Origin of the sequence: Alloalcanivorax dieselolei B5 (assembly GCF_000300005.1) — a bacterium.
In the GTDB taxonomy this organism is placed as follows: domain Bacteria; phylum Pseudomonadota; class Gammaproteobacteria; order Pseudomonadales; family Alcanivoracaceae; genus Alloalcanivorax; species Alloalcanivorax dieselolei.
This window is the reverse complement of sequence record NC_018691.1, coordinates 2133208-2148942: the sequence shown is the minus strand read 5'-3', so window position 1 is coordinate 2148942 and position 15735 is coordinate 2133208. Positions and strand designations below refer to the sequence as shown.

The following is a 15735-nucleotide window of genomic DNA, read 5'->3' as shown; positions in this document are numbered from 1 at the left end:
AATCTATGAACAGCTTCGAACCGCACATTACGGTAGCCACCGTGGTGGAGCAAGACGGACGCCTGTTGTTCGTGCGTGAACACCAGGACGGAGAACTGGTGCTCAACCAGCCCGCCGGCCATGTGGAATTCGGCGAGGACCTGATGCAGGCCGCCTACCGCGAAACCCTGGAAGAGACGGCCTGGCAAGTGGAAGTGACCGACCTGCTCGGCTGGTACATTTTTCAGCCGTTCAAGGGCGCCGGAGTATACTACCGGGCCTGTTTCGTCGCCCGTCCGCTGAAACATGACCCGCGCCAGAAACTGGATCGCGGTATCGAGGAAGCGGTCTGGCTGACGCCTCAGGAATTATCCGCGCTGCAAGCCGAGCACCGCAGTCCGCTGGTAGCGCGCTGCGTCTCCGATTACCTGAGCGGCCGGCGTCTACCGCTGGACAGCATTTATCAGCACCCCTGGCCTTTGCAGCAGGGTTGAATCCATCACTACACGGTTGGTCACCATGTCGGAACTGCCTTCTCCGTCCACTCTTGCTCCTCAATCCACCCGCGTCATCGTCGGCATGTCCGGCGGTGTCGACTCCTCGGTGGCGGCCGCCCGTCTGCTGGAGGCGGGCTATCAGGTGGAAGGCCTGTTCATGAAGAACTGGAACGAGGACGACGGTACCGAATACTGTACCGCCCGGGAGGATCTGCTCGACGCCATGCAGGTGGCCGGCGTATTGGGTATGGAGCTGCATACGGTGAATTTCGCCGGCGAGTACTGGGACCGGGTGTTCGAGCACTTCCTCGAGGAATACCGGGCCGGCCGCACTCCCAACCCGGACATCCTCTGCAACAAGGAAATCAAGTTCCGCGCCTTCCTGGATCACGCCGTGGCGCTGGGCGCCGACGCCATCGCCACCGGCCACTACGCCCGGGTCGAGCATGGGCCCGGCCCCGCCCGGCTGCTGCGCGCGGTGGATACCAACAAGGACCAGACATACTTTCTGCACGCGGTGGGCGGCGACAAATTCGCCCGCACCCTATTCCCCCTGGGTGACCTGCACAAACCGGAAGTGCGCCGCCTGGCTGGGGAGAAAGGCTTCGACAACCACAAAAAGAAGGATTCCACCGGCATTTGCTTCATCGGCGAGCGCCGCTTCAAGGACTTCCTGGAAACCTATCTGCCGGCCCAGCCCGGTGTCATCGAGGATGACCATGGCAAGGTGATCGGCCGGCACGACGGACTGATGTACTACACCCTGGGTCAGCGCCAGGGTCTTGGCATCGGCGGTCGCGCGGACGGCAATGATGAACCCTGGTACGTGGCCGGCAAGGATCTGACCCGCAACGTGCTGATCGCGGTGCAAGGCCATGACCACCCGCTGCTGTTCAGCCGCGAGTTGACCAGCGCGCCGGTGGACTGGGTGGCGATGTCGCCGCCGGCCCTTCCGGCCCGGCTTACCGCCAAGACCCGCTATCGCCAGCCCGATCAGGCCTGTACCGTGGAGAGCGCCGGCGACGGCCGGGTGCGGGTGGTGTTCGATCAGCCACAACGAGCGGTCACCCCTGGGCAGTCGGTGGTGTTTTACGATGGCGACGCCTGTCTCGGCGGGGCCGTGATCGAGGAGACACGATGACCGAGCAATCCCTGTCCCTACAGCAACAGCAAATGCTGGCTCTCGGCGCGGTGTTCGAGTGCGCGGTCATGGCCGACCAGATCGCCACCCGTGGCGACGCCGATCCGGCGGTCCTGGAGTCACTGTTCGAATCGGTCTTGGTGATGGACGCCACCGACTTCGACACCATCTACCCGCGCCCGGCCCGCTTCCAGGACGGCCTGCGCCTGCTGCGCAAGAGCCTCAACAGGGAACAGAATCGGGATGCCGCCCGCCCTCTCAGCTATGGGCTGGCGCTGCTGCATCTCTCTTCAAAACTGCGCAAGAATGACGACGTGGTGAATATCCTGCGCAACCGGCTGTTGGCCCTGGAAGGTCAGCGCGCCCATTTCGAGGACCTCACCCAGCCCGGCTTTTGCCACCGGCTGGCGGGAATCTACGTGGATACGCTGGGTACGTTTCGGTTTCGTATCCGCGTCCAGGGCGACCCGGCCAAATTGCAGGACGAGGACAACGCGGCCCGCATCCGCGGCCTGTTCCTGGCCGGTGTGCGAGCCGCCTTTCTGTGGCATCAAATGGGTGGTCGGCGCTGGCGTTTACTGTTTCAACGCAAAGCGCATCTCGACATTCTAAACAGCATAAAAATCAATGAGTTAAAATAGTTTTATAAAGTGGAATGTAATGATAAATCGCGACTTACGAGCCGCGATTGTTCCACCCTTCGACCTTCGTCATAACCCACGCGGCGCCCCCCGATTTGCTGTATGATAGCGCCGCTTTCGGTTTTCCTGTCTAGGAGTGCTTCATGTCCAGCCTTACTCACCTTCGTGCCATTTCTCCGGTGGACGGCCGCTACGCCGGCAAAGCGGATGCCCTGCGCGACATCACCACTGAATACGGCCTGATCCGCTACCGGGTTCATGTGGAAGTCAGCTGGCTGGAACAGCTGGCCCACGAGAAGGCGATTCCGGAGGTCCCGCTGATGAGCGGCAAGGCCGCCTGGCACCTGCGTGGCATCACCCGTGAATTCGAGGAAAAGCACGCCGAGCGCATCAAGGACATCGAGGCCACCACCAACCATGACGTCAAGGCGGTGGAGTACTTCATCAAGGAGTGCATGGCCGAGCACGAAGAGCTGGACAAGATGACCGAGTTCGTGCACTTCGCCTGCACCAGCGAGGACATCAACAACCTCTCCTACGCGCTGATGCTCAAGGAAGCGCGCGATGCCCTGCTGCCGAAACTGGATCAGGTCATCAACGCCATTCGCAAGCTGGCCCATGCCAACGCCGACCGGCCAATGCTGTCACGCACCCACGGCCAGTCCGCCTCTCCCACCACCGTGGGCAAGGAAATGGCCAACGTGGTGGCACGCCTGCAACGCCAGCGCGAACAATTCGCGGCGGTACCGGTGCTCGGCAAGATCAATGGCGCGGTGGGCAACTACAACGCCCACCTGGCGGCCTATCCGGAAGTGGACTGGGAAACCTTCGCCCGCCGTTTCGTCGAGGGTCTGGGACTGACCTTCAACCCGTTTACCACGCAGATCGAACCGCACGACTGGATCGCCGAATACTTCCACGCCCTGATGCGCTTCAACACCATCCTGCTGGACTTCGACCGCGACGTCTGGGGTTACATCTCGCTTGGTTACTTCAAACAGAGAACCGTGGAAGGCGAAGTGGGCTCCTCCACCATGCCGCACAAGGTCAACCCGATCGACTTCGAGAACTCCGAAGGCAACCTGGGCCTGGCCAACGCGATGATGGATCACCTCGCCGCCAAGCTGCCGATCTCCCGCTGGCAGCGCGATCTCACCGACTCCACCGTGCTGCGCAATGTGGGCGTGGGCCTGGCCCACAGCCTGATCGCCTATGAAGCCAGCCTCAAAGGCATCGGCAAGCTGGAAGTGAACCCGGCTCGCCTGGAAGAGGATCTGGAGCACGCCTGGGAAGTGCTGGCCGAGCCGATCCAGACGGTAATGCGCCGCTACGGCATCGAGCAGCCCTACGAAAAACTCAAGGCCCTGACCCGTGGCAAGGCGATCACCGAGGAGGCTCTGATTGCCTTCATCGACACCCTGGCGATCCCGGAAGAAGCCAAGGCGCGGCTCAAGGAAATGACCCCGGCCTCCTACGTGGGCAGCGCCGGCCAGCAGGCCCGGACGGTCTGACCTTGGCCACTGAACTGCCCCGCTTCACGCTGCCACTGCCGGTGGAGACCTTTCTCCAACGGCACTGGCAGCGGCGCACGCTGTTCATGCCTGCCGCCGCCCGCGGCCTTGACTACCCCGACGCCGACACCCTGGCCGGGCTGGCACTGGAGGCGGAGGTGGAATCCCGGCTGATCCGGGGCGCCGGTGATGGCCCCTGGTCGTTGCAGCAGGGGCCGCTGGAAGAGGATGCGTTCGAGGGCCTGGGCGAGCAGGACTGGACCCTGCTGGTACAGTCCGTGGACCACTTTCTGACACCGGTGAGCCTGCTGCTGGACGATTTCGGCTTCGTGCCGGGCTGGCGCCTGGAAGACATCATGATCAGCTACGCCGCCGAGGGTGGCAGCGTCGGCCCGCATTTCGATCAGTACGACGTGTTTCTGATCCAGGCCAGCGGCCATCGCCATTGGAGAATCGGCCCGCACTGTGACGACGCCACGCCGCAGCGCACCGATACGCCGCTGAAGATGCTGGCGCACATGCCCTGCGAACAGGAGTTTCACGCCGGCCCCGGCGATGTGCTGTATCTGCCTCCGGGCGTCGCCCACCATGGCGTCGCCAGTGACAGCGATTGCGTCACCTGGTCGGTGGGATTCCGCGCCCCGGATTACCGTGACCTGCTGGCGGAAATGGTGGCCGAATGTCTGGCCAATCAGCCTGAGCAGCTCTACGGCGACGCCGGACGTGCGCCCTGCCCGGCCCCGGGACGGCTCGAACAGAACGATCTGGACAACCTGCTGTCTGCTTCCCTGGGGCTGTTGGACCGCGCCCAGGCCGCCCGGGCGGTGGCCCGCTGGCTGAGCACACCGCGTCAGAACGGTCTTGATTTTATTGTGGACGAAGAGCAGATTCGCGCCGGCGCACCGGACGCCGTGCTGGTACGGCACGGCGGTGTGCGCCTGCTTCGTCAGGGCGACCATGCCTGGCTCAACGGCGAATGCTGGACACTGGACGCGGAGCAAACCGCCCTGGTGGACCTGCTGGCCGGACAGCGCCGCTACCGCAACGACCAGTTGGAGCCGCTGCTGACCCGGTCCGCCCGCGAGCTGCTCAATCATTGGATCGATCAGGGCTTCTTTGCCCCGCTTTAACCGAGAACACCATGGCCTTTAGCATCATCGAAACCACTTGGGACGAACACGAGCCGGCACTGCGCCTGCTGCGCGAAACCATCTTCATCGGCGAGCAGAGTGTGCCGGAAGAACTGGAGTGGGACGGCGAGGATCCCGGTGCCTGTCATTTTCTCGCGCTCGACCAGCAGAACCAGCCAGTGGGCTGTATCCGCCTGCAGAGCAGCGGCCAGATCAGCCGCCTGTGCGTGCTCTCGAACAACCGCAACAGCGGTGTCGGCAGGGCCCTGCTGGTGGCCGCCGAGGAAGCGGCTCGGGCCCGTGACATGCAGGAGATCTTCCTCAACGCCCAGACCCACGCCACCAGCTTCTATGAAGCGGCGGGCTTCGCCAGTTCCGGCGGCATTTTCATGGATGCCCATATCCCGCACCGGCAAATGATCAAGTTGCTGAAATAACCCGTCACGTCACGACGGAACAATAATCAGAAGAAGAGAGCCCCATGTCCGACACCACCCAGTATTTCCTGGAGCAATCCCGTCTGCCACGCCAGTGGTACAACATCATGGCGGACTTCCCGGAACCGATGGCCCCGGTGCTGCATCCCGGCACCCGTCAGCCGGTGGCCCCTTCGGATCTGGCGCCCTTGTTCCCGGATACCCTGATCGCCCAGGAAATGACCGCCGAACGCTATGTGGAGATTCCGGCAGCGGTGCTGGACATCTACAAGATGTGGCGGCCAAGTCCGCTGATCCGTGCCCGGCGGCTGGAAAAAGCCCTGGATACGCCGGCGCGCATCTACTTCAAATACGAGGGCGTGAGCCCCGCCGGCTCGCACAAGCCGAACACCGCCGTGGCCCAGGCCTATTACAATGCGGAAGCCGGCACCCGCCGTCTGACCACCGAAACCGGCGCCGGCCAGTGGGGCTCTTCCCTGGCGTTCGCCGGCAGCCTGTTCGGTCTCGAGGTGCAGGTATTCCAGGTCAAGGTGTCCTATCAACAAAAGCCCTATCGGCAGGCACTGATGCGCACCTACGGGGCCGAGTGCATCCCCTCCCCGTCCAATCTCACCAACGCCGGCCGCGCCATACTGGCGGAGAACCCCGATCACCCGGGCAGCCTCGGCATCGCCATCAGCGAGGCGGTGGAACTGGCGGCCCAGGCCGATGATACCAAGTACGCCCTTGGTTCCGTGCTCAACCATGTGATGCTGCATCAAAGCATCATCGGCCAGGAAGCCCTGCTGCAGATGGAAATGGCCGGCGACGATCCGGATATACTGATCGGCTGCACCGGCGGCGGCTCCAACTTCGCCGGCCTGGTGTTTCCGTTCCTCGGCGAGCAACTGCGTGGTGGCCGCAGCCGCCGCATCCTGGCGGTGGAGCCGGCGGCCTGCCCGACCCTGACTCAGGGCCGGTTCGCCTACGACTTCGGCGACACCGCCCACCTGACACCGCTGACCAAGATGCACACCCTGGGCTCCAGCTTCACCCCGCCGGGCTTCCACGCCGGCGGCCTGCGTTACCATGGCATGGGCCCGCAGGTTTCCCACGCGTTGCAACTGGGGCTGATCGAAGCCCGCGCGTACGCCCAGACCGGCTGCTTCGAGGCGGCGGTGCAATTCGCCCGCCACGAAGGCATCGTGCCGGCACCAGAGTGCTCCCACGCGGTCAAGGCCGCCATCGACGAAGCTCTGCGCTGCAAGGAAGAAGGCCAGGGACAAACCATCCTGTTCAACCTGTCCGGCCACGGTCATTTCGACATGCAGGCCTACATCGATTTCTTCGATGGCAAACTGGAAGACCGTGAGTACGACGCCGCCGCCGCGGAAGTGGCGCTGGCGCAGTTGCCTCAGCTCGGTTGAGGCCCGTGACGGCAACACGCGGAATCGCGGCTTGTGCGCCGCGATTCAATCCTCCGACCGGGTAAACCGCCACGCGCACCACACCGCCAACAGCGCCATCGACAGCACCGCCATGAACACCACCGGAGCTGCCCGCTCGGCGCTTTCCGGCGACAGACCTTCCGCCACTCCGGTCAGATTGGCCGCCAACCCCGCCAGCGCCGCGCCCACGGCACCACCCACCTGACGAACCCCGATCAATGCCGAAGAGCCAATGGCCCGGTCTTCTTCCGCCAGCGCCCGCAGCAAGCGCCGGTTCATCAGACTGGAGCCCCAACCCAGGCCCAGACCACAGATTGCCGCGCCCATCAATACCCAGAGCACCGGCGACGTCATAACGGCAGCCAGCAACAGCACCCCGAGTAAAACCGTCAACGCGCCGATGCGAATCCAGCGGCGCTCGCCCTTCCGATCCGCCCCGGAAACCGCCAGCGCCGCCAGTGTCCAGGCCATCGCCTGCACCGCCACCACATAACCGGCCCGCAACGGCGACAACCCCTGTAGTGCTTGCAGAATCGGCGGGCCATAGATCAGCAACGCCATGGACGCCGCCGTCACCGCCGCCATCGCCGCGTAACCGGCCCCCACGGTGTGCCGCAGTTGCCAGGCCCCGGCGGGCAACAGGCGGTTCTCTCCGCGTTGATCCCGCCAGCGCAACCACGTCAGCATGCCGATCGACAACATCAGCAGTCCCAATACCCAGAGCCAGTGTTCCGCCAGACTGGCCAGCACCAACGCCACCACCCCCACCGCCAACAATCCCAGCTGCGGCCAGGGCACCCGGGCACCGCGTTCCGCCGGGGCCGCGCCACGAAACAGCCGCAAAGCGGCGAGTATGAACAGCAACGCCTGGGCCGAGAACAGCCAGAACACGCCACGCCAGCCACCGCTCTCGGCAAACACACCCCCCAGCAAGGGGCCGAGCACCGTGGCCAGCGCCCAGATCGCGGTGGCCGAGGCAAACACCCGCGCCAAATGCCGTTCCGGGAAGAACCGCGACACCGCCACCATGGCGAAACCGGAAATCCAGCCCCCGCCAACGCCCTGCACCCAGCGGCCGGCCAGAAAGGTGAAAATATCCGGCGCCAGCGCGGACACCGCGCACCCGGTCGCCAACACCAGTCCGGCGCCCGCGCTGGCACGCGCCAAACCGTATCGCTCCGCCAGTCGCCCCGCGCTGGCCACGGCCAGGATCGTTCCGATCATGAACAGCGCCACCGCCCAACTGAAATACGCGTAGCCGCCCAATTGCCGCGCCACTGTCGGCATGATGGTGGCGGTGACCAGACTTTCCGCCGCTCCCACCCAGATACCGAGCCAGATCAGCAGCAGGCGCGGCCCGCGCTGGCCTGAACAGAGATCACGCCAAGTGTCGGACTGGGGCGCTGTGGGAACGGGCATGCGGGGCCTCCCTGCCGGCAAGTTCACGAATTCAGCGACGGCGACACCGCAAGGCCGATGATTTCGGTACACTCGTGCCGCTGCCGGAGTTGGATTATGCGCTATTTCTGCCTGTTTCTCTGTTCACTGGTTCTGTCCGCCTGCGACGTCGGTTCACGCCCCGATGTGCCGGCCAGCAATTACCAAGACGAGTTTCTGCTGCTCAGCCATCAGAGCGTGTCCCGGCCCGGCTACGAAAACGAGTTCCGCATTAATGCCCTGCTTCGCACCCGCATTGATACCGACCACAGCCAGGATGACGACGCCTTGTGGCTGCGGACCACCCTGCCCTGGATGAGCATCGACACCTCCATGGGCCGGCTGGACACCCGCGACCTGAGCGACACCAACCAGCGCCAGCAAGAAACGCTGCGAATGATGAGGGCCGGCACGCTCAGCCGTATCAAAAACGGCGAGATAGTGGAGATCCGTCCGGGCGAGCCGGAACTTCATGACAGGCTGATGGCGAAACTGGATCCGAAGCTGAAGACGCTCATCGGGAACAACACCCCGGTGGCGGTGCCCGGTCTGCCCGCCGATCCACAGCCCGGCGACCACTGGAGCGAGGACACCGCTTTCATTGGCTTGCCCGAGGCGGAAGCACGCTTCCAGGTACTGGACCGGGATGGCGACCGCGTTCTGCTGAAAGCCGACTTCGAGGGCGACTCGGTGACCGGTGCCGGCCGGCTGGTGGCCCGGCTGCCTTCCGGCATGCCGGTGATCGCCCTGCTCGCCATCACCGTTGAGGTACCGGGCAGCGACGCCGTGATCCACCAGCGTCTGGCGCTGGTCAGTCAGCGTCACTATCAGCGGAAGCTGGATCTTCAGGGCATCAATCCGCTGCGGGTCCGATTCAACCGGGACATGATCAAGCGGCAACTCGACACCCCGTCCTACACCGGGTATGCCAACCCACTGCATGACCGGGCCGCGCTCGACCGGTTCGCCGATGCGCTGACGGAAAGTCTCTTCTATACCGTGCAGGAAAACCGTCTGCCACTGGAAGGCGACACCGCCCTGGGGCTGCAAACCGAACAAATCGACCCGCTGTTCCGTTCGGCCCGTTCCGGCCAGATCGATGGGCTGATGGTCAACCGGCTGGCGGAACGCAACTATCTGCTGGGCTTGCCACTGGCTTCCCCTCGCAATGAGGAGCTGCTGACAGTGCCCGCCGGAGCAAACCTGCACCAGCTCGGACAAATCGATGTGACAGCGGATCTTCACATCCACGTGCCCGGCGAACCGGTGGTGCTGGCAAAAGACGATGCCTTCCCACCCGGTATCCAGGTAGCGCGCTGGCAGCCTCGGCGAGTGGATCTGCACTTCGACGGCACCTCCAGCGCCCGGGTGGAGCCGCTGGGCGCGGACGGTGAACCGCTGGCGTTCAGTGCACTGACTTACCCGACCGGCATCGACCAGGAACACCCGGACCAGGACCGCTGGTTCACCGATCAGTTGACCTTGCATGGGCTGATGGAAACGGCCACCTACCAGACCAGGGACGCCGATATCGCCGCGCTGCGACTGATCCCGTTGAGCATCGAGTCACGGCCGGTGACCTTCCATATCCGCCCCCTGCCGGACTCCGGCGATCTGCATCCACCCGGTGTGCGCCATAACCCGCGCCGCCTGCCGAAGCCGCCCGAACAACCGGAAACCCTTCTGCGGCAGCTCGAAGTCACCGGGCAGAACGACAATAAAGTGATCATCGGCGGCCCGCCGGCGTTGAGACTCTGCCATCTCTCGGTAAAAAGTGGCGCCGAGGACCTGGAGAGCCCGCCCCGGTTCCAGTGGGACTGGGGCGCCCGTCCCGACCATGAGCGCTATTTCACCGGTGCTTTTGTGTTGAGCAACGATGACGGCTTCAATCATCGTTTTCATGACCGCACCCTGACCATTGAAGCCCGCTGCCCGAGCCGGGTGGAAACCGTTTCGGTGACACCTGAGAAACCAGGTTGTGCCCGTTTCCAGGGCGATAACGGGGTAGTCATCCCGGACCACTGCGGGCAGTTGCCGGATGCTGGTCTGGAAGCACGGGATCAGACCGGTCTGCCGCTGGCGCCGGTCGGCCAGGACGGCGAAGTGCGGCACTTCTGGGGATCGGGTATTCAGGAGGTGGCGTTCATGCGCGGCCATGATCCGGTCACCCGAACCCTGACCGTGACCCTGCTGGAGTAATCACGCCGGCGCCGAAGGAACCGCTCAGGCGGAACCGGCGCCATCCCCCAGGGACGCCGTCAAGCGCCACAAATGGTGGCCGCTGAGACGGTATTTCTCCTCGAAGTCGGTCAACGCCACCTCATCTTCCGGCAACGGTTGCAAGGACGCCTCGACCCCGGCCAGCGCCAGCGCCGCCGCCAACTCCTCCAGATACAGCCGCCAGTTACTGCGTGCCTCCAACTCGCCGCCCAGGGCGAGCAGATGCGGAAATACCGGGTGTCCGTGCCAGCGCCGCTTCAGGTGGGCGCTCTTTGGCCACGGATTGGGGTACAGCAGATAATGGCGTTGCGCACGCCAGCCGGCATCCTGCGCCAGCCGCCAGAATCCGGCGCAATCGCAACGCACCAGCCGCAGGTTTTCCGGCAGCGCCTCGCCGAAACGCCGCTCGCCCCGCTGCAGCCGGTGTTCGGACTGGTCCAGTCCGAGCACCCTCGCCTGCGGGAAACGGCGGGCCAGCATCACCGAGGAACGGCCGGTACCACAACCAGAATCCAGGATCAGCGGCCTCGCATCATCGCCGAGCCATTGCCGCGCCCGATCAAACGCCTGACGGTCATGCTCCGCCAGCGGCGCCCGCCAGGGCTGCGACAAATGGCGGCGCACGGTAGCCTCCAGGCGCTCGTGCGGTCCGGTCTGGTTCGACACCACGGGGGAACTGTTGGCAAACATGAAATTGTTGTGATCCGCATGAAGTTGGGATGGCGACCGTTTGCTATTCTTTCGGCAAGCCGCACGGAGGCACCATTATGCGTTTTAAAAGACCGTTTTTCCTCCCGTCGACGGATTTATCGGGGCACCGATAATAATGGTCCGCCGATGCCTCGTATCATTGCTTCTGCTGTGCGCCGGCCTCAGCACCGCCGAGACAGCCAAACCGCCGGCGAACGCTGCCCTTCAGGGCGAGTTCGGAGTACTCAATCAACAAGGCGCGCTGATCGAACATCGGCGTCTCAAGGACGGCAAGCGGCACGGCGAGCAACGCTATTACTATGAAAGGAGCGGCGAAAGGAGCGGCGAAAACGGGCAGGAAGAAGGGCGTGTGGAAAAGGGCCCTCTGAGACGCATCGCCCAGTACCGGAATGGTGTTCAATCCGGCCTGGAACAGTGGTTCGACCGCGCCGGACACCTCACCGAGGAGATTCCCTACCGGAATAATCAGGTACACGGCCAAGTGCGCCGTTACTACCCTGACGGTAATCTGCGCGAACAAGTCTGCTTTGTCCGGGGCAAGAAAAACGGCGTGTTCAGCTATTTTGACGAGAGCGGCCACGTCACCGCCCGGGGCACGGCGCAAAGTGCCGGCATCGTCGAAACACGCTTCTGGGGCAAGGACGGTGAATTGACCCAGCACCAAGTCGAGTATCGACGAGACTCGGAGGGGCGCTTCCTGGACAACGCGCCGCTATGGCTGATCATTACTGCCCGCTACCACCAGCACCAGCCGATCCAGGCTGACATTCACTACGCCGAGACCGGTGAACGCTGGCTTGAGCGTTTCGAAAAGGGCGCCCTGGTGGAACTTCATCATACCGTCAACGGCCTGCCCGAGGGTCTGAAGATCAGCCGGAAAGGAACACGAGTCTACCGGGAGACCTATGTCAAAGGTCGCTTGCATGGCCCCTGGCGTCTGCAAACGGCCACCGGTACGCCCTTGCTGTGGGGGCAATATCGTGACGGCAAACGGGTCGGCGAATGGCATCAGCGCGGCCCCGACGGCACCATCGAAACCATTAATGCCGGCGATGGCGGATAACAACGCCTGAACCGCGTACTCTTTCCACCATCCAAAGGATGAGTATCGCCACAAATCAATCCGCCCTCAGCAGGGCTATGATAACAAGCGCATCATGACCAAGAGGCCGCCATGACCCCATTCATCCGCACCCTGGCCCTGCTACTGGGCCTGATCCTGACTGGCCCTGCCCTGGCACAGATGTCCATCCATGTGATCCAGCGGGCCGACGCTGAAGCTCTGGTGCCAATCATCGAACCGCTGCTGCCGGAAGGCGGCTCCGTCAACGCCTACCAGGGCCGGCTGGTGATCCGCACCAGTCAGGAGAATTTTGATCAAATCCTCAATGCTCTGGGCGACATGCCCGCCGCGCCACGCACGGTATCGGTGGTGTTGCGGCGGCACCAGAACAGCGAAGGCGACGACCGCGTATTGAAAGTCGAAGGCGGCAGGGTCATCGTGAGCGACGGTCGCCACCGGCAGCAGCGCGAGGACCAGTACCGTATCAACACCCTCTCCGGGCATCCGGCCAGTGTGGGTCAGGGTACGCTGATCGCCCTTGCCGGCAGCCAGCTGCCCGCTTTATTGAGCCTGAAACAAGGGATCGATATTCTGCCTCTGCTCACCGCCGACAATCAGGTGCGCCTGCGCATCAGCCAGCGCTTCGAACAATTGAGCCATGGCACCGTCGCGGACACCCAGAGCACCGCCACCACCCTGCAAGTGCCCCTGGGCCAGTGGACGCCCTTGGGAAACATAGAAGTGCGCGAACAAACCCGGAGCCAGGGCTTGGGCGGCGTGAAGCAACACGGCAGCACCGTCACCCTGCCGCTGGAAATCAAAGTCGATCTGGTCCACTGAGCAACCCACGGGAGCGGCAATGGAAACCACCACACTGGCCAACAGCGGCCTGACCTGCAGCCGTATCGCCCTGGGCACCCGGACCATGGGCACCGGAGCGCGGGACAGCGCCGCAGCGGGCGCGGGATGGGATCGCCATAACGCTCTGCAGGCCATCCTGGAGGCGGTGGAAAACGGCATTACCACCATCGACACCGCTCCCCTGTACGGCTTCGGAGAATCCGAAGCGCTGGTGGGCGAAGCGCTGCACCGTGGCCGTCTGCGACAGCATGTGACGCTGTCCACCCAGGCCGGACTGGACTGGCACGACGGCACCCCGTTCCGTGACGCCCGGCCGCAACGGCTGTTCGAGGAAGTGCACGCCAGCCTGCGGCGCCTGCGCACCGATGTCATCGATCTGTATCAGGTGCACTGGCCGGATCTGGCCTGCCCGCTGGAAGACACCGCCGGGGCCATGGCCACACTGCGGCGCCAGGGCAAGATCCGCGCCGTCGGCGTCAGCAACGTCACCGGCCAGCAGCTGCGCGCCTTCCACGCCATCTGTCCACTCACCGCAGTCCAGGCCCCCTACAATCTGTTCGAACGGGGTATTGAAGAGGATCTGCTGCCCACCGCCCGGGAGCTGGGCATCAGCGTGCTGGGTTACAGCGCTCTGTGCCGTGGCCTGCTGTCCGGCAAGATGCGTCCGCACACCCGTTTCAGCAGCGACGACCTGCGTAACCATGACCCCAAATTCCAGCCTCCCCGCTACGCCCAGTACCTCGAGGCGGTGGACGCCCTCAACACGCTGGCCCGCGACAACGGCTTGAGCGGCGTGCTGCCGCTGGCGGTACGCTGGCTGCTGGACCAGCCCGGCGTCGATCTGGCCCTCTGGGGCGTGCGCCGCCCGGAGCAGATCCTGCCCATGCTGGAGTTGGACGGCTGGCATCTGGATGATGCTTTGAACGCGGAGATCGAACGTATACTGGCCGAGACGATCACCGACCCGGTGGGGCCGGAGTTCATGGCGCCAGCGGGGCGGTAAGTAGGCAGGCTCCCGACGCGTTGTGCTGCCTGAGCTCTAACTGCCATTAGAAGCTCACGTCTTGCGGCGTTTGAACAGTCTGCCAAGCATCGCGCCCGCGCCAACCACGATCAGCACGCCGAATTTCTTCAGGAATACCAGCGCTGCAGCGAGAAATCCCGTTTTAGTAATTACCTTTCCGGCGACCAGTGCACCAATACCGTAGGCCGCCATCTGATCAATACTCGGATCAAAATCCTTGTAGCGATAACCTTTATTGAATTCTGCCAAAGCCAGGACCGTATCCAACTGTGAGTCTATGATCTGCTTTTGATCCATGCCGGCAATGAAGTTCAGGATCAGCACGCCTTTGCGTCCCAGAACCCGAATGTTGTAGTTCAAGGTGTTGACGTCCTGATCCCCGAATTTGATTTCCTTTGCCCAATGCAGTTTATGCGACGCTTTATCGTAGAACGGCTTTGATGCCCAGCCGACGAGCTCCATGGACTCGTACCCTTCTTCGACACGTTGCCGGCTGTACTCCGAGGTCCCTTCCTTCATCTGCGACAACAGTGCGTCATAATCGATGGTGTCGGCATCCTCATCGGACACGTACCCCTCTTCCTCATATTCAATAGTCACGCCCCAGGCGTCTTCATCAAAGGGGGTGGCATTGGATGGGAAGAGCATTCCCAATACCGCTTCAGCGGTATCGGGGGGATTGCCCCACACTTCGACCAGAACCTTTTCCGAGTCTTGCGGATTCAAATAATAGAAGCTGTCCGGAACAGTCAGTTCGGCAACACCATTGGGCAAACTGATCTCGCCCTGCTGACGGTCGAGCGAGTCCCATATCCGCCGCATCTCCGCCACATACCGCTCCTCTTCGGGAGTCAGTTGCGGTTCTTCCGCAAAGCCCAAGTTCGCTGAAAAAAGCGCCAAACACACAACCAGTACTTTTATGTACTTCACAACATCCCCCACTGATATCTTCATATATGCCATGAGCCATATAAATTTAGTTGACAAGGCATACGATGAGCCTTCCTAACCCGGATCTCCTATGGGCAAACCCAAAGCTCATAATCCACTTACTTGGAGAAAAATCCCAGCTTCGCTGGCCCTTCCACTTTAAAGGTTTCTATAACCTCTCCACTGGACTCATCTTCAAGCCAGACGGAGGAATGCTCCTCCGACAATTTTCCTTTTATCACGTAATTCTTACCAGGCTCAGGGGCGAATTCCACATCGCCCTTGACTTCGTAGACCGTCCCCATAAAAGCCCGTAAAGGCATGGCATACTCGGTCCGGCCTACAATAGTGAAGACATGCGGCTCCGCGGGAACCTCATTCTCCAGAAGCACGACGGTCAACATATCCCCCTGGCCATAACTGGCCTCCAGGCTTTCGAATCGGCTGTTCTTGATCCTGCTTCCGTCGATGTGAGAAAGATAAAAAAGATCCGCTTTGCCCCTGTCGATCTCCTTTGAGGAATCCTTAATCGTAGCAATGTCCCCGTCGTACCCTTCCGGGAGGGAGGACGGCAACCCCGCGCAGCCACTCACAAAAACCACAAAAAAAGCTAGCATACCCACTTTTCTCATCGTCATATCCCTTATGTTAACTATCCCAAAAAAATCACAACCAACACATTAATCATTAAAATTAAAAAAGAGACAATGTCAGAAATCACTTCTC

15 protein-coding genes are annotated in these 15735 nt (G+C 62.6%); 11 read left to right on the top strand and 4 right to left on the bottom strand.

What is annotated here, in order from left to right; genetic code table 11:
- Positions 1 to 5 precede the first annotated feature (5 nt).
- The 7 genes from B5T_RS09720 to B5T_RS09690 all read left to right on the top strand — a co-directional run bounded on the left by B5T_RS09720 (position 6) and on the right by B5T_RS09690 (position 6742).
- On the top strand, positions 6 to 473 hold the full coding sequence (locus B5T_RS09720) for an NUDIX hydrolase (protein ID WP_014994325.1): 468 nt from the start codon (positions 6 to 8) through the stop codon (positions 471 to 473).
- A gap of 25 nt (positions 474 to 498) precedes the next feature.
- Positions 499 to 1617 carry a tRNA 2-thiouridine(34) synthase MnmA gene (gene mnmA, locus B5T_RS09715; RefSeq protein ID WP_014994324.1) on the top strand — a complete coding sequence of 373 codons (1119 nt, stop codon included), beginning with the start codon at positions 499 to 501 and terminating at the stop codon, positions 1615 to 1617.
- Complete coding sequence (gene hflD, locus B5T_RS09710) at positions 1614 to 2258, top strand: high frequency lysogenization protein HflD (protein ID WP_014994323.1); 645 nt, start codon at positions 1614 to 1616, stop codon at positions 2256 to 2258. The genes mnmA and hflD overlap by 4 nt, the downstream gene beginning before the upstream one ends.
- A gap of 143 nt (positions 2259 to 2401) precedes the next feature.
- On the top strand, positions 2402 to 3769 hold the full coding sequence (gene purB, locus B5T_RS09705; RefSeq protein WP_014994322.1) for an adenylosuccinate lyase: 1368 nt from the start codon (positions 2402 to 2404) through the stop codon (positions 3767 to 3769).
- A gap of 2 nt (positions 3770 to 3771) precedes the next feature.
- Positions 3772 to 4899: a cupin domain-containing protein gene (locus tag B5T_RS09700; RefSeq protein WP_014994321.1), complete on the top strand. Its 1128-nt coding sequence runs from the start codon at positions 3772 to 3774 to the stop codon at positions 4897 to 4899.
- An 11-nt stretch (positions 4900 to 4910) separates the two neighbouring features.
- Positions 4911 to 5336 (top strand): GNAT family N-acetyltransferase, encoded by a 426-nt coding sequence (locus B5T_RS09695; protein ID WP_014994320.1) that lies wholly within the window; start codon positions 4911 to 4913, stop codon positions 5334 to 5336.
- Between the two features lie 44 nt (positions 5337 to 5380).
- Positions 5381 to 6742: a TrpB-like pyridoxal phosphate-dependent enzyme gene (locus tag B5T_RS09690; protein WP_014994319.1), complete on the top strand. Its 1362-nt coding sequence runs from the start codon at positions 5381 to 5383 to the stop codon at positions 6740 to 6742.
- Positions 6743 to 6787: 45 nt separating this feature from the next.
- On the opposite strand, the gene B5T_RS09685 is transcribed toward B5T_RS09690, so the two are convergent.
- Positions 6788 to 8182, bottom strand: coding sequence for an MFS transporter (locus B5T_RS09685; RefSeq protein WP_014994318.1), 1395 nt, complete (start codon positions 8180 to 8182; stop codon positions 6788 to 6790).
- A gap of 96 nt (positions 8183 to 8278) precedes the next feature.
- Between B5T_RS09685 and B5T_RS09680 the strand changes: the two genes are divergently transcribed.
- Entirely contained in the window at positions 8279 to 10399 is a 2121-nt protein-coding gene (locus B5T_RS09680; RefSeq protein ID WP_014994317.1) for a hypothetical protein, read from the top strand.
- Positions 10400 to 10423: 24 nt separating this feature from the next.
- On the opposite strand, the gene trmB is transcribed toward B5T_RS09680, so the two are convergent.
- Complete coding sequence (trmB, locus tag B5T_RS09675) at positions 10424 to 11110, bottom strand: tRNA (guanine(46)-N(7))-methyltransferase TrmB (protein WP_041716975.1); 687 nt, start codon at positions 11108 to 11110, stop codon at positions 10424 to 10426.
- A gap of 160 nt (positions 11111 to 11270) precedes the next feature.
- Here trmB and B5T_RS09670 point away from each other — a divergent pair, with 160 nt between their 5' ends.
- From B5T_RS09670 to B5T_RS09660, 3 genes are all read left to right on the top strand, one after another.
- Positions 11271 to 12194 (top strand): toxin-antitoxin system YwqK family antitoxin, encoded by a 924-nt coding sequence (locus B5T_RS09670; protein ID WP_014994315.1) that lies wholly within the window; start codon positions 11271 to 11273, stop codon positions 12192 to 12194.
- 111 nt (positions 12195 to 12305) lie between these two features.
- Positions 12306 to 13034, top strand: coding sequence for a hypothetical protein (locus B5T_RS09665; protein ID WP_014994314.1), 729 nt, complete (start codon positions 12306 to 12308; stop codon positions 13032 to 13034).
- A gap of 19 nt (positions 13035 to 13053) precedes the next feature.
- Entirely contained in the window at positions 13054 to 14058 is a 1005-nt protein-coding gene (locus B5T_RS09660; protein ID WP_014994313.1) for an aldo/keto reductase, read from the top strand.
- Between the two features lie 54 nt (positions 14059 to 14112).
- Here B5T_RS09660 and B5T_RS09655 read toward each other — a convergent pair whose 3' ends face one another.
- A complete protein-coding gene (locus B5T_RS09655) occupies positions 14113 to 15009 on the bottom strand; it encodes a DUF2167 domain-containing protein (RefSeq protein WP_041717479.1) in 897 nt (298 codons plus the stop codon).
- 119 nt (positions 15010 to 15128) lie between these two features.
- Complete coding sequence (locus B5T_RS09650) at positions 15129 to 15641, bottom strand: hypothetical protein (RefSeq protein WP_051015464.1); 513 nt, start codon at positions 15639 to 15641, stop codon at positions 15129 to 15131.
- Positions 15642 to 15735: the final 94 nt, after the last annotated feature.

Bases quoted from the DNA above. Each gene is read 5' to 3' on its own strand.
- B5T_RS09720 (WP_014994325.1), top strand. From the start codon at position 6: ATGAACAGCTTCGAACCGCACATTACGGTAGCCACCGTGGTGGAGCAA.
- mnmA (WP_014994324.1), top strand. From the start codon at position 499: ATGTCGGAACTGCCTTCTCCGTCCACTCTTGCTCCTCAATCCACCCGC.
- hflD (WP_014994323.1), top strand. From the start codon at position 1,614: ATGACCGAGCAATCCCTGTCCCTACAGCAACAGCAAATGCTGGCTCTC.
- purB (WP_014994322.1), top strand. From the start codon at position 2,402: ATGTCCAGCCTTACTCACCTTCGTGCCATTTCTCCGGTGGACGGCCGC.
- B5T_RS09695 (WP_014994320.1), top strand. From the start codon at position 4,911: ATGGCCTTTAGCATCATCGAAACCACTTGGGACGAACACGAGCCGGCA.
- B5T_RS09690 (WP_014994319.1), top strand. From the start codon at position 5,381: ATGTCCGACACCACCCAGTATTTCCTGGAGCAATCCCGTCTGCCACGC.
- B5T_RS09685 (WP_014994318.1), bottom strand. From the start codon at position 8,182: ATGCCCGTTCCCACAGCGCCCCAGTCCGACACTTGGCGTGATCTCTGT.
- B5T_RS09680 (WP_014994317.1), top strand. From the start codon at position 8,279: ATGCGCTATTTCTGCCTGTTTCTCTGTTCACTGGTTCTGTCCGCCTGC.
- trmB (WP_041716975.1), bottom strand. From the start codon at position 11,110: ATGTTTGCCAACAGTTCCCCCGTGGTGTCGAACCAGACCGGACCGCAC.
- B5T_RS09665 (WP_014994314.1), top strand. From the start codon at position 12,306: ATGACCCCATTCATCCGCACCCTGGCCCTGCTACTGGGCCTGATCCTG.
- B5T_RS09660 (WP_014994313.1), top strand. From the start codon at position 13,054: ATGGAAACCACCACACTGGCCAACAGCGGCCTGACCTGCAGCCGTATC.
- B5T_RS09650 (WP_051015464.1), bottom strand. From the start codon at position 15,641: ATGAGAAAAGTGGGTATGCTAGCTTTTTTTGTGGTTTTTGTGAGTGGC.